This window comes from Caballeronia eucalypticola, assembly GCF_047608185.1.
Classification (GTDB): Bacteria; Pseudomonadota; Gammaproteobacteria; order Burkholderiales; family Burkholderiaceae; genus Caballeronia.
On sequence record NZ_JBLKRU010000083.1, the window covers coordinates 1 to 22,433 of the forward strand.

At 59.3% G+C, this 22,433-nt stretch carries 17 protein-coding genes; 4 read left to right on the plus strand and 13 right to left on the minus strand.

Translation table 11 applies throughout. The features are described 5' to 3' along the window. The first annotated feature begins 794 nt into the window (after positions 1–794). Positions 795–1,778 (plus strand): GlxA family transcriptional regulator, encoded by a 984-nt coding sequence (locus ACMX25_RS39410; RefSeq protein WP_414955241.1) that lies wholly within the window; start codon positions 795–797, stop codon positions 1,776–1,778. A gap of 23 nt (positions 1,779–1,801) precedes the next feature. Here ACMX25_RS39410 and ACMX25_RS39415 read toward each other — a convergent pair whose 3' ends face one another. The 3 genes from ACMX25_RS39415 to betC form a co-directional block, all read right to left on the minus strand. Further along, complete coding sequence (locus ACMX25_RS39415; RefSeq protein WP_414955242.1) at positions 1,802–2,950, minus strand: porin; 1,149 nt, start codon at positions 2,948–2,950, stop codon at positions 1,802–1,804. A 267-nt stretch (positions 2,951–3,217) separates the two neighbouring features. Continuing rightward, complete coding sequence (gene choX / locus ACMX25_RS39420; RefSeq protein WP_414955243.1) at positions 3,218–4,168, minus strand: choline ABC transporter substrate-binding protein; 951 nt, start codon at positions 4,166–4,168, stop codon at positions 3,218–3,220. A 52-nt stretch (positions 4,169–4,220) separates the two neighbouring features. Further along, positions 4,221–5,759 carry a choline-sulfatase gene (betC, locus tag ACMX25_RS39425; protein WP_414955244.1) on the minus strand — a complete coding sequence of 513 codons (1,539 nt, stop codon included), beginning with the start codon at positions 5,757–5,759 and terminating at the stop codon, positions 4,221–4,223. Between the two features lie 140 nt (positions 5,760–5,899). Between betC and ACMX25_RS39430 the strand changes: the two genes are divergently transcribed. Then, complete coding sequence (locus ACMX25_RS39430; protein ID WP_414955245.1) at positions 5,900–6,820, plus strand: choline sulfate utilization transcriptional regulator; 921 nt, start codon at positions 5,900–5,902, stop codon at positions 6,818–6,820. 139 nt (positions 6,821–6,959) lie between these two features. Beyond that, positions 6,960–7,844 carry a formyltetrahydrofolate deformylase gene (purU, locus tag ACMX25_RS39435; protein WP_414955246.1) on the plus strand — a complete coding sequence of 295 codons (885 nt, stop codon included), beginning with the start codon at positions 6,960–6,962 and terminating at the stop codon, positions 7,842–7,844. Positions 7,845–7,946: 102 nt separating this feature from the next. Here purU and ACMX25_RS39440 read toward each other — a convergent pair whose 3' ends face one another. The 10 genes from ACMX25_RS39440 to ACMX25_RS39485 all read right to left on the minus strand — a co-directional run bounded on the left by ACMX25_RS39440 (position 7,947) and on the right by ACMX25_RS39485 (position 20,475). Beyond that, positions 7,947–8,810 carry a glycine betaine ABC transporter substrate-binding protein gene (locus tag ACMX25_RS39440; RefSeq protein ID WP_414955247.1) on the minus strand — a complete coding sequence of 288 codons (864 nt, stop codon included), beginning with the start codon at positions 8,808–8,810 and terminating at the stop codon, positions 7,947–7,949. A 142-nt stretch (positions 8,811–8,952) separates the two neighbouring features. Continuing rightward, the gene (locus ACMX25_RS39445; RefSeq protein WP_414955248.1) at positions 8,953–10,164 is read right to left on the minus strand and encodes an FAD-binding oxidoreductase; all 1,212 of its coding nucleotides are present in this window, start codon (positions 10,162–10,164) and stop codon (positions 8,953–8,955) included. 60 nt (positions 10,165–10,224) lie between these two features. Continuing rightward, complete coding sequence (locus tag ACMX25_RS39450; RefSeq protein WP_414955249.1) at positions 10,225–11,523, minus strand: aromatic ring-hydroxylating oxygenase subunit alpha; 1,299 nt, start codon at positions 11,521–11,523, stop codon at positions 10,225–10,227. Positions 11,524–11,596: 73 nt separating this feature from the next. Continuing rightward, positions 11,597–12,391 (minus strand): electron transfer flavoprotein subunit beta/FixA family protein, encoded by a 795-nt coding sequence (locus ACMX25_RS39455; RefSeq protein WP_414955250.1) that lies wholly within the window; start codon positions 12,389–12,391, stop codon positions 11,597–11,599. Next, a complete protein-coding gene (locus tag ACMX25_RS39460) occupies positions 12,388–13,578 on the minus strand; it encodes an electron transfer flavoprotein subunit alpha/FixB family protein (protein WP_414955251.1) in 1,191 nt (396 codons plus the stop codon). Before ACMX25_RS39460 ends, ACMX25_RS39455 begins: the two co-directional genes overlap by 4 nt. Positions 13,579–13,581: 3 nt before the next feature. After that, positions 13,582–15,501: a (Fe-S)-binding protein gene (locus ACMX25_RS39465; RefSeq protein ID WP_414955252.1), complete on the minus strand. Its 1,920-nt coding sequence runs from the start codon at positions 15,499–15,501 to the stop codon at positions 13,582–13,584. Between the two features lie 2 nt (positions 15,502–15,503). Further along, a complete protein-coding gene (locus tag ACMX25_RS39470) occupies positions 15,504–17,567 on the minus strand; it encodes an oxidoreductase (RefSeq protein WP_414955253.1) in 2,064 nt (687 codons plus the stop codon). A 49-nt stretch (positions 17,568–17,616) separates the two neighbouring features. After that, a complete protein-coding gene (locus tag ACMX25_RS39475) occupies positions 17,617–18,153 on the minus strand; it encodes a DUF5943 domain-containing protein (RefSeq protein WP_414955254.1) in 537 nt (178 codons plus the stop codon). Positions 18,154–18,186: 33 nt separating this feature from the next. Then, entirely contained in the window at positions 18,187–19,158 is a 972-nt protein-coding gene (locus ACMX25_RS39480) for a dipeptidase (RefSeq protein ID WP_414955255.1), read from the minus strand. A gap of 27 nt (positions 19,159–19,185) precedes the next feature. Beyond that, a complete protein-coding gene (locus ACMX25_RS39485; protein WP_414955256.1) occupies positions 19,186–20,475 on the minus strand; it encodes a serine hydroxymethyltransferase in 1,290 nt (429 codons plus the stop codon). Positions 20,476–20,914: 439 nt separating this feature from the next. On the opposite strand from ACMX25_RS39485, the gene ACMX25_RS39490 reads away from it, so the two are divergent. Continuing rightward, positions 20,915–21,928, plus strand: a complete 1,014-nt coding sequence (locus ACMX25_RS39490; RefSeq protein ID WP_414955257.1) for a GlxA family transcriptional regulator — start codon at positions 20,915–20,917, stop codon at positions 21,926–21,928. Positions 21,929–22,433: the final 505 nt, after the last annotated feature.

Below are 22,433 nucleotides of genomic sequence, written 5' to 3' on the forward strand. Positions count from 1 at the left end.
CTTTGGAATGAGACGCTGTTTGCTTGGTAACAACCATCGTATCAATCTATCGATCAGCCGCCTCCCTTTCTCCTCAAGCACTTACCACCGTCTTCTCCTCCATTGCAGGCTTAAGTAAGTGCCATTCGGGCTAGCACCCTTGCCATAGAAACCCGCACGGCCTCACGCGTATTTGCCGCTGTGGTGCTTCGCAGGTTAGCTATCAGTTTGCAATGTTATTTGCCGGGTTATGCTTTAAGCATTCTGCAGATCCATTTCTGGGTGGTTTAAAAAATGGTTCGACATGCGTACAAATTCGGAGGTTGGTTTTCCGCGGATAGCGCGGGGCGCTCCTTGGGCAGGTTCAGTCGCTAGTGCTAGCCCGAGAGCGTACGGGGCGAAGCGTTTTACTGTCAGGATTCGCGAGAAGGAGGGGTTCACACATCTTAAGCTCTTGCGAGCACCGTGCTTTTGGGGCACCCATGAAATGGAACTGCACGCTGTGGACACTTAGGGTAGAGCGGTGAAAGCGTTTTCTTTGCTTCGTTTCTTTGTCGCTTTGGACAAAGAAATGACGCGCCGCCACGCGCAGTGGCTAATAGTGATAAAGAAAACAGCCAACATAAAACCCGCGAAGACCTGGAAAGCAGCAACCCAGCAGTGAACCAGATCGCTAACGCAGAACCCACCCAACCCTATACCCCTCCTCGCCCCGAGTGCCAACGAAAACCTTCCCCCTAGGATTCGGCCCCATTGCGCCCGCAATTTCAGCTTGTTAGCGTGCTAGTCCGATTGCAAATCGCCCCCACTCCGTAATGCCCGACATCGAAGACTTCCACTTCCTGCTGCTGCCCGAGTTTTCGTCCATCGGCTTCATGTCGGCAATCGAGCCGCTACGCGTCGCCAATCGTTTCAGAGGTGCACTCTATCGCTGGCACATCCTGAGCCTCGACGGCGGCCCAGTCTGCGCCAGCAACGGCATCTCGCTCAACGCAGAAAGCGCCCTCGCCAACGTTACCGAAGCGACCAATGTCATAGTAGTCGCAGGCTTCAACCCGCTAAGCCAATACTCCTGCGACATGCGCGACTGGCTCAGGCGCTTGGATCGCAAAGGCGCAACGCTAGGGGGTATCGATACAGGCAGTTTCGTGCTGGCCGAAGCAGGCCTCCTCAAACACGAGCGCGTGACACTGCACTGGGAAGCGGCATCGGCGTTCCAGGAACGCTATCCGTCACTCGCGGTCAGCCAGGAGCTATTCGAAATCGATGCGCGGCGGATCACCTGCGCCGGAGGCACGGCTTCCATCGACCTCATGCTCGACCTGATCGGACGCCGCCACGGCGCCGAACTCGCCGCCCAAGTCTCCGAGCAATTCGTGCTCGGCCGCATCCGCCAACGCTCGGACCACCAGCGCATGCAGATCGCAGCGCGCTACGGCATCCATAATCGCAAGCTGATCCAGGTGATCGGCGTGATGGAACAACACATGGAAGAACCTCTGTCGCCAGATGCACTGGCAGAGGAAATCGGCGTGACACGACGTCAGCTGGAACGCCTGTTCTGCTCGGTAATGAAAGACACACCCACCCACTTCTATCTGGGACTGCGCCTTGCACGCGCCCGCGAATTACTACAACAAACCGACATGTCCATTACGACCGTCTGCGTGGCTTGCGGCTTCGAATCGCCCTCGCACTTCTCACGCACCTACCGCACAAGGTTCGGCTCAAGCCCGCGTCAGGACCGTAATTCACCGCGCGCGACGGCGCCCGTTGTGGACGCCGTCGCAGCAAACTAACTGAGCTCGCCGCCTCAGCACGCTTAGAACGAGTGGCGGATACCAATACGAACATCGCTTTGGGTGCTCGACGTCGACGGCGTAAAGCTATAGCCGATCACCGCGTTCACGCCATTCGATGCCCTGAGGTAGTCGCCCGACAGATAGACATCGGTACGCTTGGACAACAAGTAGTGCAGCCCGAGCGAGCCCATGTTCCACTTGTGGCCTTCAAACGCCGTGAACTGATAACCGCCGTACAGGATCAACGAAGGCGTGAAGTTATACGAGGCGCCGCCTTCACCCACATGCATGTGCGATGACTGTCCAAAACCCTTGATCGTGGTGTACGTGTAGTTACCCAGCAGCATCAAGTTGCCCAGCGCATACGACGTGCCAATGCCGAAGGTTGCCTGACTGTCGACGTTAAACGCGGTACTGCTGAACAAATCGGTCACAGCGCCGGTCCCGGGGTTCACCGTTGCGACGGTCTGGCCAAGGAACGTCTTCGTACCGATCATCGCGTACGGGTCGAACGCGTAGATTCCATTCGGATTGTTCAAGCGCGTATACGCCGTACCCACCGTGAAGTCGCCGTGTGCGTAGTGCGCACCCAAGCTGTACGCGCTCTTCTCGTGGAAGTCGCCCGCCACGTTGCCGAACGAATACAAACCGCCGAAAGTGAGGCCGCTGATATCGGGCGACATGTACTTGATCGAGTTCGGCAAGCGGTCGCCGTTCATGCGGTCGAAGTCGCCCTGGTGAATGGCGTAGCCGCTGCCGAACGAGGAGATGTTGTATCCCTCCATGAACTCGTTCGTCAGGTCGAGCTGGTTACCCGCGGAGATCGTGCCCCACTGGTTCTGCAAGCCCACGTATGCCTGACGGCCGAACTCCGCACCGCCAAAAGCGTATTGGCCACTGCCGAGATGAAAGCCGGACTCGAGCGCGAAGATCGCCTTCATTCCGCCACCCAGATCTTCCGTGCCCTTGAAACCGATCCGGTTGCCGTAGGAGACGCCGTCATCGAATTTGATGACGTGCGAGCCACCCGTGTTGTTGACGTAGGTTATGCCGGCGTCGAGGATGCCGTACAGCGTCACGCTGCTTTGCGCGTGAACCAAGGCAGGCGCAGAGACGGCACCTGCGCTCAACGCCAGGGCCGCCAGCTTCACGGCATTTCGCTTCTTCATCGTTGATTCTCCCTGATACCCGCTTTTGCACGTTTCGTTGGACCGAGCAAAGTCCGCGCTGCTCCGGCGATGGATTCGCATCGCGCAACGCTTCTCGCTCGAATTTTTAATTGCAGAGACCGGCGTACTACAGTGATCAGACGCATGGACACTGATGCATGCATTTGGAATTCAGACACATGCACCAGTCTTGCAAAAGTAAGAGGCCATATTTGCTGAAGCTCGACCTCTTGCGACGTAAATCTGTCCAGTTGCGACCCAGCGTTGTTATTTGGAACCGAGCGCGGTTTGCACAGCCTGCCACCCATTTGCGCCCGTAGTTGTGGTAACGCCGTCGAGCCAGCCCTTCACGAGATCGGGGTTGCGTTTGAGCGCCGCTGCAGCAGCGGCATCGACGTTAGTCTTGTTTTGAAGCACATCGGTGATGATGCCGTTCTCCAAATCAACGTTAAACGTCATCTGCTTCAAGAGACGTCCCACGTTCGGGCATTCGCTCGTGTAACCCGCTCGCGCGACTGTGTTGACCGTTGCGCCGCCGAAGTTCGCGCCGAAGTATTTATCGCCGCCATCGAGGTAGGTGAGATGGAACTTCGTGTTCATCAGGTGCGGCTCCCAGGCAAGGAACACGATCCATTTCTTGTCGCGCACGGAGCGTTCGACTTGCGTCAACATGCCGGTCTCACTCGACTCCACCAGCCTCCAGCCATTCAGTCCGAAGGCCTTCTCATCGATCATCTTCTTGATGTTCTGATTCGCCGGCGCGCCCGGTTCAATGCCGTAGATCTTGCCGTCGAACTTGTCCATGTTCTTCTGCAAGTCAGCGAAGGTATGCACGCCCGCTGCAGCCACGTAGTCAGGCACGGCCAGCGTGAACTTCGCGTTGGTCAGGTTCGGATGAACCACGTCGATCGATTTCTCATCGACGAACGGTTTGACCATCGGCCCTTGCGCGGGCATCCAGTTACCCAGGAACGCATCGACCTGACCTTTCTTCAAGCCCTGATACGTGATCGGCACCGACAGGTTCGAGACGCTCTGCTTGTAGCCGAGCGCTTTCAGCACAACGCCGGCCATGGCGTTGGTGGCATCGATGTCGGTCCAGCCCGGGTCGGCCATCTTCACCTGCTGGCAGCTTTGAGGCTCGGCCGCGACCACCGGCCCATTGGACGCGCAGAGTGCCGCAATGCAGAATAGAGCGTGTTTTAAGGGCTTTTTCATGTTGGCTTCCTGTGGGTAGTGTTGTTCTGATCTCGATCGAGCAGCGTGTGCTTTAGCGCGTGACTGCGGGAAAACGCGCCATGGCTTCGAGCGTGTCGAGGTCGATGTGATTGCGCATATAACGTTGGCTGGCATCGACCGATGGCTGCCAGTCCCATGATTCAATACGGCCTTGCGTGGTCGCTTCGAAATGAAATTGCCGGCGCCGCTGGCTCTGCACAACCTCTTCGCGCAACGCGTCGAGATCCCATCGCGCCGCGATCTCCTCACGCGAAGCCGCGACCCTTGCTGCGTGTTCCGGCAGCATCGCGAGGTTGGTGCGTTCGAGTGGATCGGCTGTCACGTTGTAAAGCTGGTCGGGGTCCGAGGGCGTGTGGATGAACTTGAAGTCGCCGCGGCGCAGCATCACGATCGGCGCGATTGCACCTTCGGCCAGGTACTCGCCAATAGCTTCATCGTGTGCCTGCGGCTCGCCGCGCAGATGCGGCACGAGGCTGCGGCCATCGAGCGTATCGGGCCATGTGGATCGCGGCGCGTCACGGCCCAGTTCCACGAGCGTCGGCAGCAAGTCGAGATGCGAGACGGAAGCGCTCACGTGCGCCGCCTTGAATTGGCCCGGCGCGTGCACGATCAACGGCACGCGGCAGCCGCCCTCGAAGAACGTCATCTTGTACCAAAGGCCACGCTCGCCGAGCATCTCGCCATGATCGGATGTCACGATCACGATGGTGTCGTCGGCCATTCCTGCTTGATCGAGCGCTTCGAGGATCGCGCCGAATTGCGCATCGACGTAAGAAATCGCACCGTAATACGCGTGGCGGGCGTTGCGGATCTGCTGGTCCGTCGGCGGCGTCTTGTCGGTCTCGCACACATAACGCAGGCGCTTCGAATGCGGATCGGCTGCGTCCAGCGTGTCGCGGTACGCCGGCATTTCAATGTCTTCGTCGCGGTACATGTCCCAGTATTTCTGCGGGATCGCGTACGGATCATGCGGATGCGTAAGCGACGCCACCACGCAAAACGGCCGGTCATCTTTCCCGGCTTGCCGCTCACGCGCGATGTCGAATAACTTCTGGCGCGTGGTGTAGGTCACTTCGTCGTCGAAGTCGAGTTGATTGGTGCGCACGCAGGGCCCCGCGTCGATCACGGAACTCATGTTGTGATACCAGCTCGGGCGCGTCTCGAAGTCGTCCCAGTTCGGCGTCCAGCCAAAATCCGCAGGATAGATGTCGGTGGTCAGGCGTTCCTCGAAACCGTGCAATTGATCCGGGCCGCAAAAGTGCATCTTCCCCGAGAGGATCGTCCGATACCCGTCCGCGCGCAGGTAGTGGGCGAACGTTAATGTTTGCGAGGGAAATTCGGCGGCGTTATCGTAGGCGCCTATTGCCGAGGGCAATTTGCCCGACAAGAATGAAAAGCGCGACGGCGCGCAGAGCGGACTCGCGCAATACGCTGAGTCGAAGACCACGCCACGGGCCGCGAGCGCGTCCATGTTCGGCGTTTTCGTTACGTGATGGCCGTACGCCGACAACGCGAACGGGGTCATTTGATCAGCCATCAGAATAAGGATATTTGGTTTGCGTTTAAGCATCGGGGCAAGGCTCGAATAGAATCAGGAAGGTGACGGGGCACGGGCGTCGTGCGGTGGACGATCCCTGCCGCACATCACTATTGCCGTTCATTTAGCCGCTGTGAAGAGAGCAAAACGTTATGAGCTCATAAGGGGGACTTATGTCGAGACAGGATCGTTTGCCGCCTATGCAGGCGCTGTCGATGTTCGAGTCCGCCGCGCGTCTCGCCAGCTTCACCGCGGCCGCCCGCGAGCTGGGCTCCACGCAGCCGGCGGTCAGCCAGCGCGTGGTGCAACTCGAAGAAAACCTCGGCGCCGCTCTATTCGAGCGCGGGCACCGGGGCGTGACGCTTACCGAGGACGGCGTGCGCCTGTTCGAAGCCGTACGCCAGAGCCTCGACACCATCCGCGTTGCCACCAACGACATCCGGGCGCGGCACGCGACTCCAGCGCAACGCTCGCTCAAGCTCCTCACGGACTTCGGCTTCGCGACGTATTGGCTGATGCCGCGCCTCTCGCAATTCAAGGCGCTGATGCCCGATGTGGACGTCAGGATCACCACGGCGCAGGACGTGCTCGCCGCTGATCACGATCATGCGGATATCGTGATCGGTTTCGGCGATGCGGCAACCGACTGGGCCGGACGTGGAACGGTCAAACTATTTCCCGAGCGGGTCACGCCCGTATGCAGCCCTGCGTTCCTCGCGCGACATGGCAAACCCGGTGCCCCGTCGGACCTCGTTAGCCTGCCGCTGCTGCACCTGGAGCCGACGAATCCGGAGCGCTGGCTGTCGTGGCATGGCTGGTTCGCGGCGCATGGACTGGCAGCGCCGCCTGCGCATCGCGGCATCACGTTCAATAGCTATGGCTTTGTTGCGCACGCGGCAATCATGGGTCAGGGCGTGGCGCTTGGCTGGGAACCGCTGGTCGATGAACTCGTTGCAAGCGGTCAACTGATCCAGTTGTTCGACACGCCGGTCACGACCGGCGGCGGCTATCTTTTGAATGCACCACGCGCGCAGACTTTGACCGTCTGTGCGTTTCGCGACTGGCTGCTGGCTGAATGCGGCGTGGCCGCCTGAATTCAGCCAGGCCCTCACCTGACGCTCCGATACCAGCGTCACGGCGTTTAGCTTCTAGCCGCCGCCCCATGCAATTTGTTCTACTGCAACGTATGCGCGCTGCGTTCGCGGCGCTGCCATTCGCATAGTGGAGAACCGCATGGCCGGCAGCATCGATACTGAAACTCTTTCTCATCAACTCGTGCTCACGGTAGCTTGCCCCAGTGCGGCAGGACAAGTCGCCGCCGTGGTCGGCTTCCTTGACCGGCACCAGTGTTACGTCGATGAACTCACCGTCTTCGACGACGACCTCAGCCAGCGCTTCTTCGTACGCTGTGTTTTCCACGGCGTGGACCACGATGAAACGCTGCAGATCGCCGCGTTGCAGCAGGAATTCACGCCTATTGCCGAGCGTTTCTCCATGACGTGGGCGATCCACAACGTGGCTGCGCGGCCGAAGGTGCTGATCATGGTGTCGAAACTCGAACACTGTCTCGCGGACCTGTTGTTCCGCTGGCGCATGGGCGAGCTGAAGATGGACATTGTCGGGATCGGCTCGAACCATCGCGATTTCGAACCGCTTGCCGTGCAGCACGGCCTGCCGTTCCACCATCTTCCGATCACTGCAGACACCAAGCCGCAACAGGAAGCGCAACTGCTCGATTTGTTCGAGTCGTCCGGCGCTGAGTTGATGATTCTCGCGCGCTACATGCAGATATTGTCAGGCGAGACGAGCCGCAAACTGGCCGCGCGTGCGATCAATATCCATCACTCGTTCTTGCCCGGATTCAAAGGCGCAAAACCTTATCACCAGGCGCATACGCGTGGCGTGAAGCTGATCGGTGCAACGGCTCACTTCGTGACCGATGACCTCGACGAAGGTCCGATCATCGAGCAAGTGGTCGAGCGCGTGGATCACTCGTACAAACCGGAGCGACTGCTGGCGACCGGGCGCGATGTGGAATGCATCACGCTTGCGCGTGCGGTGAAGGCCTTCATTGAACGGCGCGTGTTTATCAACGGCGACCGGACCGTGGTGCTGTAATTGGCCCTTGAAATAGAGCCTCATAAAAGAGGCTCTAAAATAAAACAACGCCGCTAAAAAGCGGCGTTGTTTCGTTGAAGCTAAAGCATTGGCAAGAGACCTTTAATTTGCCGTCCAGCTAGACACACGATCGCCATGTGCGCTCACCCACGCGTCCGCAGCAGCGGCCGGCTTCGCGCCGTTCGTGGTGGCGAGCATCACGCTGTCGATTTCGCCCGGTTTCCATTGGAACTTCTTCAGGAAAGCAACCACGGTAGGCGCCTTGGTCTCCAGGCCCGGATTGATCACGCTGTCCACGTGCTCGGCTTCACCGAACACCTTCTTCGGATCTTCCAGGAATTTCAGCTTGTACTTCGCGAACATCCAGTGCGGTTTCCAGCCCGTCACAATGATCGGCTTCTTGGCGTTTTCCGAACGCGCCAGTTCCGCCGTCATCGCGCTGCCCGAACTCGGCATCAACGTGTAGTCCAGACCGTATGCCTTGATCGCTTCACTCGTCTTCGACATCACGCCCGCACCAGCATCGATGCCGACAATGCGGCCACCGAATTCGTCTTTCTTCGCTTCCAGATCCGTCAGGCTCGTCACGTCGGCATTTTCCGGCACGATCAGGCCAATCTTCGCGTCAGGAAAGTTGGTGCCGAGATCGACGACCTTCGTCTTGAAGTTTTCCCAGTACGCGCCGTGCGTGACCGGCAACCACGCTGAAAGCGTAGCGTCGAGGTCGCCGCGCGCCACGCCCTGCCACATCACGCCGGCCGCGACCGGTACGAGTTGCACCGGATAGCCCAGCTTCTTCTCGATGATCTGAGCCGCCACGTTCGATGTCGCGACGCTGTCGTCCCAGCCTTCCACGTAACCGATCTTGATGGTCGGTTTCGCGTCGGCGGCAATTACACCCGCGCTGGTTGCAGCCAGCGCAGCACTTAAGGTGCTTAAAACAAGCAGTTTTTTGATCAGTCTCATTGTCGTACTCCCCTTTGCGGTCCTCACCATTGAGGCTTTAGAATCACCGGCCAGAAATACGCCGACTGGTTATTTTTCGACACCCAGTTGTCTGGATGCGACCTCCTTTAATCCGGGTGCGTCGCCGGCCCTGATGAATACCCTACTTATCGACGACAAGGTCGGTCAGCGGCTTGCTGCAGCACAACAGCACCATGCCCTGATCGATCTCGCGCTGGCGAATACCGCCGTTATGCTTCATCTCGACTTCACCCGATAGCAGCTTGACCTTGCAGGTACCGCACATGCCTTGCGTACACGATGCCGGCAAGCGCACACCCGATTTCTTGGCTGCATCCAGAACATGCTGCGTGCTGCCGCATTCGATCTCGCGATTGCTCTTGGCAAAACTTACCTTGAACGTGGTCTCTACCGGTGCAGGGGCGATCTCAGGCGAGAGGTCAAAGCCAACCGCGCTTTCGCGCATCTCCGCAAATGCCTCAGTCGATTGCAATGCATCGGTGACATGAGCCGTCGTCAGTTGCGCCGCGACTTCCGAAATCGTCTCGAAGGAGAAGCTTTCCTCGTGATAATGCGTGGTGTCGAAGCCACCTTCCGCCAACAGATCGCGCACCGCTTTCATGTACGGCGCGGGACCGCAGGTAAAGATTTCCCGCTCCAGAAAATCCGGTGCGACGAGCTTGAGCAAAGGCAGCGTGAGGAAACCCGTCACGCCCGGCCAGTTCGTCCGCGCGCCGACTCGTTCGCATACGAACGCCGTGCGGAAGTTCGTCTGGTTCGACGCAATCAGGTCGAGCTCGCGCGCGAAGATGATGTCATCGGGCGTGCGGGCGCTATGCACGAACACGATGTCGCGATCCTCGCCGAGTTCGTGATGCGCGCGGCTCATGGACATCAACGGCGTGACACCCGATCCCGCCGACAAAAACAGGAACTTGCGCGCCGGATGCCGCGCGCACGTGAACTCGCCGGCCGGTCCCAGCACGCGAACCTTGCCACCTGTCTGAAGATTGTCGTGCAGCCAGTTCGACACCTTGCCACCGGGCACGCGCTTCACCGTAATGGAAATGGTGTGGGGACGCGTCGGCGGCGAGGAGATCGTATAGCAGCGATTAATCGATTCCCCGTCTATCTCCAGCTCGAGCGTAATGAACTGACCCGGCTCGAAAACGAAGGTCCGTTCATTTGGCGCACGAAAGAAAAAGCTCTTCACGTCGTGCGTTTCCTGACGAACGTGGCAGCAGACGAGCGTCTCGTCGGTATCGCTATCCCAACGGGCGGGAAGCGTGCCCCAGAACTCCGGCTGAGTCACCCGGTTTGGGGCAGGCTCGAACGTCGCCTGATCGCGCATCATCTGTTTCTCCGCTGTAGCTTTGAGTGCGACGTTGTTTGCTGGATGAGTGAGCGCTTGAACTTAGCGTTTAAACGAGACGACTTTCTCGCCGTGCGTGCTCGCGTTCACTTCATCCGGGGTGCTCGCGTAGTCGTCGAGCCGGCCTATGTACCACTCGCAGAATTTCTCCACGAGGCCTTCCGTGAACGGCGAATACGGACCCGGTTCATACGCGCTGCTCGTCACGCCGAGTTGCGAGAATTCCACCAGCGCACGGTCCTGGTCGTTCGTCGCGCGCCAGACGGCGGTCAGGTTGTCGACGTTGTAGTCAATGCCTTCTTTCGCGTCCTTATGCACGAGCCATTTTGTGCGAACCAGCGTCTCGCCCGCCGACAGCGGGATCACCGAGAAGCTCACAATGTGATCGCTCATGAAGTGATGCCATGAATTCGGTTGCGTCCAGAACGAGAGGCCGCCGAGATCGGCTTGTTGAAAACCGCCAAGCAATTTCTTCGACGCCACCTTGGCGTCCATCGTTTGCGATTCACCGCTGCGATCGAGCGGCAAACGCTGCGTGCGGAAGCCGCTGACCAGGTCAGCCAGCCGGTCGATTTCCTTCGACGGCAGGTTCATCGCTTCCCATTGCTGCGTGCGTTCTTCAACGGTCTTGTCGAAGGCCGCCATGGCTTCTTCGTTGTCCGCGGAACGCTGATAACCGAAGCCATATTCGTACAGCGAGATGGTCAGTTCAGGATGGTTCGCCACGCAGTGATAGCACTCGCGATTGTTCTCCATCGTGAGCTTCCAGTTGCCCTTTTCGATGATGTCGATAGAGGCGGCCACCTTGCAATCGGCCAGGCCGTGCGGCAACAAATACGGTTCCATTGAAGCGCGCAATACAGCGAAGTCCGCTGGCGGCGTTTCGGCGAGACAGACAAAAATCAGTCCCGCGAGATTCTCGAGATGGATCTTCTTGAGGCTGTGCTTGCACTTGTCGAACTGCTCGCCCATGTGTTCGGCGAACATCAGGTCGCCATTCAGGTTGTAAGTCCAGCTGTGATACGGGCACACAATATTGCCTAGCGAGCCCTTCTCCGAGCTGCACAAACGCGCACCGCGATGCCGGCATACGTTGTGAAACGCGCGGATCTGCATGTCGTCGTCGCGCACGATCAGGATGGAGTCGTTGCCGAGTTCCACCGTCATGTAGTCGCCGGCTTCCGGCACGTCCGGCTCGACCGCGACCTGGATCCAGTGCCGCCGGAAGATCGCATCCATGTCCAGTGCGTGGATTTCCTCGCTCGCGTAGAACGGCGCTTCCAGCGTGTGACCCTTCTTGCGGCGTTCGATCATTGCGCGAACGTCTGCGGAAACTTTCATCGTGTACTCCGTGTTTTGGTGCCCCGCCCGACCTTAACGTGCGGGAATCGTGCAGGAATTTTCGTGTCGCAAATCAGTAATCGACGAGTTGATGCTCGCGCAAATACGCCAGGATCACTTGTGCTTTTTCGACGGAAGTCCCTTCAATTACGACGCTGCCGCCCCGGCTTTCCGTAGTCGTGGCCGAGAGCATGCGCGCATGGCCCGAACGCTTTTCAGCCGCCGCGAGCCGCACGGGTTTGGCCGTCGCGGGCTTGATCGTCCAGGCGGTGCTTTCTGCCGGGCCAGCGCCGCTCACGAGCACCGGTTCGACCGCGCCTTCGCGCAACTTTGCGTACGCGTATCGCGGCGTGGCGTTCGCCATGGGATGCACGGCGACGACGGCAGGCAAGCTTGCCTGCACGCGGCGACGCAATCCTTTCGGCAGGAATTGCCGGACGGTGATGTGATCGGTTTCAACGTCGATATCCACTGCCGATGCAAGCAGCGCGAAGCCCAGTGAATCAGCGAGCTTGTACGGCAGCATGCCGCTGTCGGCGGTCCCTTCCGCGCGCGTGCCGGTCAATACAAGGTCGTAACCCTTCAAGCGCGCGGTCAGCGCCGGGGCGATTTCATCGCCTGCGGCTACGGCCAGCACTTCCACTTTCGCAGCGCCTAACGCGAGATATTCTCGCAATGCGGGATTGGTTGAATCGCCTGCGTGCAACACGTCGAGCGTGGCTCGATGCTGGGCGGCGAGGCGCGTGGCCAAGGTCAGCGCGGCGGCGTCATTGCGGCTGTAGCGCGCCGTTCCGCTCACCGGGTGACGGCCGACCGAGACGAGGACGGCGATCTTGTTCAGGCGGTTCGTGGTCGGAGCGTTGTTCATGCGAGCGCTCCTTCGAGCTTCGCTGCACTCGCGGCGCTGCCTCCGGACGCTGTTAGCGAGCCCGGATTGGCACGCGCGATTCGCGCAGCCGCGGCGGCATCGGTCAGCGCTGCAATCGTTTCCTGCGCGTCGCCGATGATCGTCAGGTTCGCGCGTTTTGCGATGGGCGCACTCGCGTCCAGGTTCACCGCAATCACGTGACGGCAGTCCTTGATGCCCTGCAAGTGCTGCACCGCGCCCGAGATACCGAACGCAATGTAGATGCTGGCATCGACCGTCTTGCCCGTTGCCCCGATCTGTTTGTCGCGTGGGAACTTGCCATCGTCCACTGCAACCCGGCTTGCGCCAATTGCAGCGCCTACCGTGCTGGCAAGCCGCTCGAACGCTGGAACATCGGTCACGCCATTCCCCGCCGACACAATGAAATCCGCTTCCTCAAGCGCGACTTGAGCAGCATCGATTTCTTCGATGCCCAGGTCTTTGTAGCGACTCGCATCGAGCGTATGGCTTTCAGCAAAAAACTGCTCAGCCGCTACACGATCTCCCGCGCCGACAAACGGCAATCTTGCATCGACGGCATTCGGGGCCAGCAGGATCACATCGGGCAGCGAACGCACGGCAAACGCCTTGCGCGCCTGGGCATAAACCGCAACGTGCGTAGCGTCTATTTCGACCACATGCGCTGCCATTGATGCCTTCGCTTGTGCCGCGTATCGGCGACCGAGATCGCCATCGCCGGTTGCGTTATCGGGGAGGAAAACATGCGCGGGCGAGTACGCCGCAACGCACGCGGCGAGCGCGTTCAGAGCGGCATCGGGGGCGAATGCGCGACGATCGAATGACGCCATCTCGATCACTTTGTCCGCGCCGAGCGCAGCCGCGTCGTCCTTCAATTCGCCAAGCACAAGCAATACGACTTGCGTTGCCGGGTCCGCGAGTAACGCCGCTGCCGCAAGCGTCTGGCGCGCGTGGTCATCCAGCGATCCGCGGTCACTGTGTGCGGCCACGAGCAAGGAACGTTGCGCGGCTGAAGTCGTACGGCGCGGCTTCGCCTGGTCACGATGCCCACCCAAGGCGCCCGTTTGAGCGTCTCCCGCCACGCCGATAAAACCCAGCGTAATGCGCTTGAGCCCTTCTGCCGTGATGGAAAACGGCCGGCGCGGATCAATTCGTTTGATCGTATTCATTGCTTACTCCAGCGCCGCTGCAACGAGTTCAGCCACGTCCAGCACTTCCGGCCGGGTACCTACTACGCCTTCCAGCATCGCCGTGCAATTCGGGCATCCGACCGCGACAATCTCCGCGTTGATCGCGCGGGCGTCATTGATACGGATGTCGGGAATGCGCTGCTTGCCGGGGATGTCCGTGAGCGGCGCGCCGCCGCCACCGCCGCAGCATCGGCCACGCATGCCGTTGCGTTCCATCTCGACGACCTTGATGCCGATCGATTTAAGCAAGGTGCGCGGCGCTTCCGTCTCGCCGTTGTATCGGCCGAGATAGCACGGGTCGTGATACGTGACGGTCTTGCCTGCGGCGAGCGCGCTTTCGGCGGCCGGCGTGAGCTTGCCGCTGGCGACCAGCTCAGCGATCAGTGACGTGTGATGCTGCACTTCGTACAAACCACCCAACGCGCGATATTCATTACGCAGGCTATGCATCACGTGCGGATCGGCGGTAACAATCTTCTTGAACGAATACTGCGAAAGGGTCGCGATAAGTTGCGTCGCCAGTTGCTGGAACGTGGCTTCATCGCCGAGACGACGTGCCGTGTCACCGGTATCCGTTTCTACGCCGCCGAGCACCGCATAGTCGACACCGGCCTTGTTCAGCACCTTGACCAGTGCGCGCAGGGAGCGCTGATAGCGCATGTCGAACGCACCTTCGCCTGCAATCAGCAGCACATCGACCGGACGTCCCAGCTGTGCGACCTGCACTTGCAGGTCCACGGCCCAGTCGTATCGCGCGCCGATATCGAAGCCATTCGCGCTACCCGTCTCGCGCAAGTTGGCCAGTGTTTCGGGACCCTTACCCGGCACGATGCCTTCGACCAGCGTCTGATTCCGACGCATATCCACGATAGCGTCCACATGCTCGATCAGCATCGGGCACTCTTGAACGCACGCGCGGCAGGTGGTGCAGGACCAGATCGTGTCCGCTTCGATCATCGTGGAAATCAGCGGCTTCGACGGTGCGCCCGAATGCTTGCCGAGCGGGATGCCGGGCGTCGGGCTGCCTGCATACGCAGCATCGGTTCCGCCGACCATGCCGGTCACCAGATCCTGGATCAGCTTCTTCGGGTTCAGCGGCTGACCCGCCGCGAACGCCGGACACGCCGCTTCGCACTTGCCGCATTGCACGCAGGCATCGAAACTCAGTAACTGGTTCCATCGAAACTCAACCGGCTTGCCAACGCCATATTCCTTTGCGTCGAGCACGGGCATCTTGAGCGCGGTCGGTGGGACGACGTCATGCTCGTGGCTGCGTCCAGTGAAGCGCTCCTGCCGGGGATGAAACGCGAGATGCAACAACCCTGCCATCGCGTGTTTCATCGGACCGCCACGGGCCGCGCCGAATGTCATCGTGAACGCACCTGCTGCAATCAGCAACGCGACGATGATCGCCAATGCACCTGACATGGCCGCAGCGGGCAATACGATAAACAACACAAGTCCGAGGGCGAACGAACCCAGCAGCAACGGCAGGCTATCCCAAGGACCACGCGACAAACGCGCCGGCACCGCCTTCGCTCCATGCCGGCGACGCCATACAAATACAGCGCCCACGAGCATGATCAACGCCGCTAGAAAAATCAGCTTGTCGAGCCACGGTGAATAGATAGCCAGCCCGTAGTTGAGGAACACGAGCGCCATTGCAGCAATCGCACCACCGGCTGTCGCCACGTGCGTCTTCGCAATGTACGGATCGCGTGCCACCACATGATGCAGATCGACGAAATAGCGCTTCGGAATCGACAGCAAGTTGCCCCAGCCGTAAGCACCGGCAGCGGTTGCGCGGCCTTCACGCCAATACGCTGCACGCTTGAACAGTGCAAATGCCAGACCCGCCACCGACAACCACAACAACGCGGTAATGACAAACACCGGGCTCATTATCAGAAGTCCTTGACGAGGCGCAGCGCGTCGTAGATCGCGCCGTGAATGTTGTGCATGGAGATGCAGTCGCCTACGCGGAACAGCAGGAAGCGGCCGTTGCCCAGTTCTTCACTCAGGGACGGTTGCGGTTCGGAAGCGAAGAGCTTGTGCACATCGATCTGGCCGCGATTCAACGACTCCGGCTTGAGCTTCCAGTAGAGCTCGTCATTGGGCACGATACCGTTCTCGATCACCACCTGATCGACCGCGCGCTCCTCCTGCTCTTCCGTGTACTCGTTGCGGATCACAGCGATCTTCTTGCCGTCTTCTTCATACACTTTGTCGAGCCAGTAGTTCGGCGTGGCGATCACGCCTTGCGCATACAGACGTCGATAGAAAATCGGGAAGGTCGTGCCGCCCACATCGTCCGAGACCTTGACGTCCGGCGTCACGATTTCAACGTTCGATCCGCGGCTCGCCATGAAGTCCGCCACGCCCGCGCCTGCCTGCATGCTCACGCCGTCATAGACCAGCACGTTCTTACCCGGCTCGACCTTGCCCGAAAGGATGTCCCACGAACTCACCGCAAGACCTTCCTCAACGCCCCACGCCGGCACTTGCTGCGTGAACGACAATCCGCCCGTAGCCAGCACGATAATGTCCGGCTTCTCAGCCATGATCATCTTTTCGTCGGCGGCCACACCCAGCCGGCGATCGACGCCAAGACGCTTTGTTTCCATGTCGAACCAGCGCACGATGCCCGCCATCTGCTCGCGCTGCGGCGCCTTCGCCGCCAGCATGATCTGACCGCCCACGTATTCGTTCTTCTCGAACAATACGACGTCATGCCCCCGCGATTTCGCGACCCGTGCCGCTTCAAGTCCCGCAGGACCCGCACCCACCACCACGACCTTGCGCTTCGGCCCACGCGATTTTTCGATCACGTGCGGCATGGTTTCTTCGCGCGATGTCGCCGCGTTCTGCACGCACAGCACGTCCAGACCGTTGTACTGCCGGTCGATACAATAATTTGCGCCGACGCACTGCTTGATCTCGTCTTCGCGGCCATCGCGGATCTTGATGACCATGTGCGGATCGGCGATCTGCGCGCGCGTCATGCCGACCAGGTCGATCATGCCCGACTCCAGCAAGCGCTCGGCTTGTCCTGCGTCGCGAATACTTTGCGCGTGCATCACCGGCAGCTTCACCACTGACTTGATGCCCGCAGCAAGATGCACGAACGGCTCGGGCGGCAGCGCCATGGGCGGCATGCAGTTCGCGAGCGTATTGTGCGTGTCCGCGCCGGAACCGATCACGCCGATGTAGTCGATCAAGCCCGACTCCGACATCGACTGCGCAATCTCTTTCAGCTGCGTGTGATCGAGACCGTCTTCGTGGAACTCATCGCCACACATGCGCAGGCCGACGCAGAAATCCGGACCCACCGCTTCACGCACGGCCTTGAGCACTTCGTTACCAAAACGAAGACGGTTTTCGAGCGAGCCGCCCCATTCATCGGTACGAAAATTCGTGCGCGGACTCCAGAACTGGTCGATCAAATGCTGATGCGCCGCCGAGATTTCGACGCCGTCCATGCCCGCATCTTTTATGCGCTTCGCCGCCGCGGCGAAGTCGGTAATGATGCGCTTGATTTCTTCTACTTCAATGATCTTGGCGTTGCCGCGATGCACCGGTTCACGCACGCCTGACGGCGACATCAAGTGCGGCCAATGCTCGCCGTGATACGCGGTACGACGTCCCATGTGGGTCGCCTGGATCATGATCTTCGCGCCATGCTTGTGCATGGCTTCGGCCAGACGCGCGAGCGGATCAATGATCTTGTCGGTCGAGAGATTCACCGACTTCCACCAACCTTGCGGACTATCGATAGATACCGGGCTCGAGCCGCCGCATACAGCGAGGCCCACACCGCCCTTGGCCTTTTCTTCGTAATAACGGATATACCGATCACCGGGCAAACCGCCTGGTTCCGCATAGACCTCCGCGTGCGCGGTGCTGACAATGCGATTGCGCAAGGTCAGCTTGTTCAGCGTAAGAGGCTTGAAAAGGTTGGGGTAACGCATCGCGGTCGACCTCGGAATTATCTATGTACTACGCTGCTTTATTACTCGTCTACGCTGCCAGCGGTGTCACTTCAAACACGCAATGCGAATGCCCTTCAGCCGCGCATTGCGTCTCAACCGAAAATGACTTCGGGCCTTTCTTGGTGCCTTCGGGCGCCGTGTCGTTGACCCAGTCCATTGCGCCGGAAAACCAGCCGGCAAACATGTAGCAAAGCTTGCCTTCCTTGCCCGGCTGCGCGAGCACGAATGACGAGTTATGCAGATGCACGGTGGCTGTCGAGGTCGCCGGGTCGCTTGCAACAATCGAGAACAAACCCCAGCCGCGTTGCGACAGGCGCTTCAGATAATGTTCGAACACCGCCATGCCGCTGATGCCATGCTGCTTGGCTTCTTTATCGCACCAGTGATACGCCGACTTGTGACCCGCCGTGTAAAGGCTCTTCGCATACACTTCGCGGCCCAGCGCTTCTTCAACGGCCAAATGATTGTTCGTGAAGAAATGACGCGGCACGTAGAGCATGGGCAGCGAGTCAGTCGTCCAGACGCCAGTTTCCGGATCGACGTCAATAGGCAGTTGCGGTTGCATCGTGTGAGTTCCTATTTTATTGAGTGAGCCGGATCAGACGTTCCAGACGCTGTCGAACACGCGCACCCAGTTCTCGCCCATGATTTTCTTGATGCGCGACTCGCCCCAGCCCGCGCGTTCCATCGCGGCGGTCAGGTTCGGGAATTCGCCAATGGTTCGGATACCTTCTGGATTCACGACCTTGCCGAAGTTCGTCAATTGACGATAACGACCCTTGTCATGCGTGATCCAGTCGAAGAATTCCGTGCTATAGCCTTGCGTGAAGTCCGTGCCAATGCCCACGTTGTCTTCGCCGATCAGGTCGACCACGTACTCGATCGCCTCAAGGTAGTCTTCGACCGTCGCATCCGGACCGCGCTTCAGGAACGGCGCGAACATCGTCACGCCAACGAAACCGCCTGCATCAACAATTTCCTTGAGTTGCTCATCGGACTTGTTGCGCGGGTGTTCTTTCAGGCCAGACGGGCAGCAATGCGAATAACACACTGGCTTCTTCGAGAAGGTGATGGCTTCGGAAGACGTCGTGCCGCCCACGTGCGACAGGTCGACCATGATGCCAACGCGATTCATTTCCTGGATCACTTCGCGGCCGAAGCCCGAGAGACCGCCATCGCGCTCATAACAACCGGTGCCCACCAGGTTCTGCGTGTTGTAGCAAAGCTGCACCACGTTCACGCCAAGCTGCTTGAATGTTTCGATATAACCCAGGTTGTCTTCGAACGCATGCGCGTTCTGGAAACCAAAAATGATGCCCGTCTTGTTCTCTTTCTTTGCCCGGCGAATGTCGTCCGTCGTGCGTACGAGCGTGAGAATGTCGCTGTGCTCACGGATCATTTGACGCATTTCGGCAATGTTGTCCACGGTCTTCTGAAAGCTCTCCCAGACCGATACCGTGCAGTTCACTGCGGTCACGCCGCCCTTTCTCATGTCCTCGAACACCGACGGCTCGAACTTCGAGATGTTCAGGCCATCGATGATGATGCTGCTGTCGTGAAGTGTGCTCATCTCTTGCTCCGGAAAAGGAGGACGCGATCAATAAATAGGGAAGCGTTCGCACAGTGCGAAGATTTCGCGGCGCACGCGGTGTTCGGTCTCCGCGTGACCTTCGGGGTGGTCGCGCAGGGCGTCGAACACTTCCACGATCAGGCGGCCGATATCACGGAACTCTGCCACGCCAAAACCACGCGTGGTGCCGGCCGGCGTGCCGAGGCGCACACCTGAGGTGACCGTCGGCTTTTCCGGATCGAACGGGATGCCATTCTTGTTGCAAGTAATCCCGGCGCGTTCCAGCGCATGCTCGACCTGGTTGCCCTTCAAGCCCTTCGGGCGCAGGTCGACGAGCAGCAAATGGTTGTCCGTGCCGCCGGTCACGAGATCGACGCCGCCGGCCTTCAGCACTTCGCCCAGCGCTTTCGCGTTCGCCAGCACGTTATCGATGTAAGTCTTGAAACCGGGCTGCAGCGCCTCGCCGAAAGCCACGGCCTTACCAGCGATCACATGCATCAGCGGACCGCCCTGGAGGCCCGGGAACACCGCTGAATTGATCTTCTTGGCGATGTCTTCATCGTTGGTCAGTACAAAACCGCCGCGCGGACCGCGCAGCGTCTTGTGCGTGGTGGACGTGACCACATGTGCGTGCTCAACCGGATTCTGATGCCGCCCTGCGGCGATCACGCCCGCAATGTGCGCCATGTCGACCATGAGCTTCGAACCGGCTTTGTCTGCGATCGCACGCAGACGCGCAAAGTCCAGCTCCCGCGGATACGCCGAGAAACCGGCGATCAGCAAAGTAGGCTTGTGCTGCATCGCGAGTTCTTCAATCTGCTCGTAATCGATCAGCATGGTCTCGCGGTTCACGCCGTACTGGACTGCGTTGAACCACTTGCCGGACATCGCCGGCTTGGCGCCGTGCGTCAGGTGACCGCCTGCATCGAGCGACATGCCGAGGACGGTATCGCCGGGTTTCGTCAGCGCGAGCATCACGGCGCCGTTCGCTTGCGCGCCGGAATGCGGCTGCACGTTGGCGAACTTCGCGTTGAAGATCCGTTTCACGCGATCGATCGCAAGCGTTTCGATTTCATCGACGAATTCGCAGCCGCCGTAATACCGCTTGCCCGGATAACCCTCCGCGTATTTGTTCGTCAGCACTGAACCCTGCGCTTCGAGAACGGCGCGCGAGACAATGTTTTCCGACGCGATCAGTTCGATCTGCGACTGCTGGCGTTCGAGCTCTTTAAGGATGGCGCTGCGCACGGGCGCGTCGCGGGTGGCAAGCGGTTCTTCGAAGAAAGGGGCGGCGGGGCGGGTCGAGGAATTTGACATTGAAGCATCCGTGGGTTCGGGGACAAGTCGTTTTTGGAAAGGCGGTTTGCTTTGTGGGCCCTTATGCAAAGACACTTGCAGCCGCACTGGGAACCGCTTTCCGATGCGTCTATTCTTGACTTTCACCCCACGCGCCAATTTATGAATTTAGACGTGTTCTTGGCCTTTTCCGACATCGACGTCCGTTTTACACAAGTCGTCGCGCGCCACGCTCAAACGCAAATTCGATGCTGCACCGCAGCGGACAATTTCCGCTCACGTGCGGTGCTCAATGAGGTTTCGATCCCCTTCGCGGTGCGTCGCCAAGCGCTTACGCGGCCGTAAGCTTCAGTGCCGATAGGGTTTAGCCTGATGGCATGCATGTTGCAAACATCTACAAAATGTCCATAGTCGTGTCCCCACGACATAGCCTCACTAGATTCGAAGGATTCCTTCCTCCATGTCCCCCGACCGAACCGCGTCGCTGGCGCATTTCGCGTTCATGCCGCTGCCTAACTTCACGATGATCGCGTTCACCAACGCCATCGAAGTGCTGCGCATGGCGAACTACCTGACCGGGCAGAAGTTGTACACGTGGTCGATCGTAAGCCCGGACGGTGGTCCTGTGGCGGCAAGCAATGGCCTCTCCGTCGATACCGGACCGGTCGAATGCGTGGGGCTTCCGGATATTGTGTTCGTGGTCGGCGGCATCGACGTCCAGCGCGAAACCACGCCTGCGCACCTGGCCGCCTTACGCCGTTTTGCCCGGCTTGGCAGTGTGCTCGGCAGTCTGTGCACGGGAACTTATGCGTTGGCTCGCGCCGGTTTGCTCGCTGGATATGCATGTGCGATCCATTGGGAAAACATGTCGGCGTTGAAAGAGGAATTTCCGGAAACACGCTTTCTCAAAGAACTATTCGTGATCGATCGGGATCGCGTGACATGCACGGGAGGTGTTGCGCCACTCGACATGATGTTGAACCTGATCGCTACGCGCGTGGGGTCAGCGAAGGTCACGCAGATTGCGGAGCAGTTCATCGTGGAGCATGTTCGCGATACTAATGCGCAGCAACGCATGCCGTTGGTCGCGCGGCTGGGGTCGGCGAACAAGTCACTGTTCGAAGTGATCTCGCTGATGGAGAACAACATAGAAGAGCCGTTGTCGCGGGAGGAATTGGCGCGGCTGGCGGGGATGTCGCAGCGGCAATTGCAGCGGCTGTTTCGCGAGCATCTTGGCATGACGCCGACGCATTATTATTTGACGTTGCGGTTGCGGCGCGCGCGGGAATTGCTGCTGCAGACTGACATGTCGATCATGCATATCACGATGGCTTGTGGCTTTCAGTCGGCATGCCACTTTAGTAAGAGTTATCGCGATGCGTTTGGGACTGCGCCCACAAGGGAACGGCGGCGCCAGTCGCCACCACTTGCTGTTGTCGCTCCTGCGATGGCTATTGCTCAAAACGCCGCTTAGTTTTTGTTTGTGATCGGGCGGTTTGTGCGTTAGCACTCGGGGTCAATGCCGGGTTGCACGGGTTCTGCGTTAGCGATCTGGTTCACTGCTGGGTTGCTGCTTTCCAGGCCTTCGCGGGTTTTATGTTGGATGTTTTCTTTATCACTATTAGCCACTGCGCGTGGCGGCGCGTCATTTCTTTGTCCAAAGCGACAAAGAAACGAAGCAAAGAAAACGCTTTCACCGCTCTACCCTAAGTGTCCACAGCGTGCAGTTCCATTTCATGGGTGCCCCAAAAGCACGGTGCTCGCAAGAGCACCGGATGTGTGAAACCCTCCTTCTCGCGAATCCTGACAGTAAAACGCTGCGCCCCGTACGCTCTCGGGCAAGCACTAGCGAGAATGGCACTTACTTAAGCCTGCAATGGAGGAGAAGACGGTGGTAAGTGCTTGAGGAGAAAGGGAGGCGGCTGATCGATAGATTGATACGATGGTTGTTACCAAGCAAACAGCGTCTCATTCCAAAG

Bases quoted from the DNA above. Each gene is read 5' to 3' on its own strand.
- ACMX25_RS39410 (WP_414955241.1), top strand. From the start codon at position 795: ATGCCCGACATCGAAGACTTCCACTTCCTGCTGCTGCCCGAGTTTTCG.
- ACMX25_RS39415 (WP_414955242.1), bottom strand. From the start codon at position 2,950: ATGAAGAAGCGAAATGCCGTGAAGCTGGCGGCCCTGGCGTTGAGCGCA.
- choX (WP_414955243.1), bottom strand. From the start codon at position 4,168: ATGAAAAAGCCCTTAAAACACGCTCTATTCTGCATTGCGGCACTCTGC.
- betC (WP_414955244.1), bottom strand. From the start codon at position 5,759: ATGCTTAAACGCAAACCAAATATCCTTATTCTGATGGCTGATCAAATG.
- ACMX25_RS39430 (WP_414955245.1), top strand. From the start codon at position 5,900: ATGTCGAGACAGGATCGTTTGCCGCCTATGCAGGCGCTGTCGATGTTC.
- purU (WP_414955246.1), top strand. From the start codon at position 6,960: ATGGCCGGCAGCATCGATACTGAAACTCTTTCTCATCAACTCGTGCTC.
- ACMX25_RS39440 (WP_414955247.1), bottom strand. From the start codon at position 8,810: ATGAGACTGATCAAAAAACTGCTTGTTTTAAGCACCTTAAGTGCTGCG.
- ACMX25_RS39445 (WP_414955248.1), bottom strand. From the start codon at position 10,164: ATGATGCGCGATCAGGCGACGTTCGAGCCTGCCCCAAACCGGGTGACT.
- ACMX25_RS39450 (WP_414955249.1), bottom strand. From the start codon at position 11,523: ATGAAAGTTTCCGCAGACGTTCGCGCAATGATCGAACGCCGCAAGAAG.
- ACMX25_RS39455 (WP_414955250.1), bottom strand. From the start codon at position 12,391: ATGAACAACGCTCCGACCACGAACCGCCTGAACAAGATCGCCGTCCTC.
- ACMX25_RS39460 (WP_414955251.1), bottom strand. From the start codon at position 13,578: ATGAATACGATCAAACGAATTGATCCGCGCCGGCCGTTTTCCATCACG.
- ACMX25_RS39465 (WP_414955252.1), bottom strand. From the start codon at position 15,501: ATGAGCCCGGTGTTTGTCATTACCGCGTTGTTGTGGTTGTCGGTGGCG.
- ACMX25_RS39470 (WP_414955253.1), bottom strand. From the start codon at position 17,567: ATGCGTTACCCCAACCTTTTCAAGCCTCTTACGCTGAACAAGCTGACC.
- ACMX25_RS39475 (WP_414955254.1), bottom strand. From the start codon at position 18,153: ATGCAACCGCAACTGCCTATTGACGTCGATCCGGAAACTGGCGTCTGG.
- ACMX25_RS39480 (WP_414955255.1), bottom strand. From the start codon at position 19,158: ATGAGCACACTTCACGACAGCAGCATCATCATCGATGGCCTGAACATC.
- ACMX25_RS39485 (WP_414955256.1), bottom strand. From the start codon at position 20,475: ATGTCAAATTCCTCGACCCGCCCCGCCGCCCCTTTCTTCGAAGAACCG.
- ACMX25_RS39490 (WP_414955257.1), top strand. From the start codon at position 20,915: ATGTCCCCCGACCGAACCGCGTCGCTGGCGCATTTCGCGTTCATGCCG.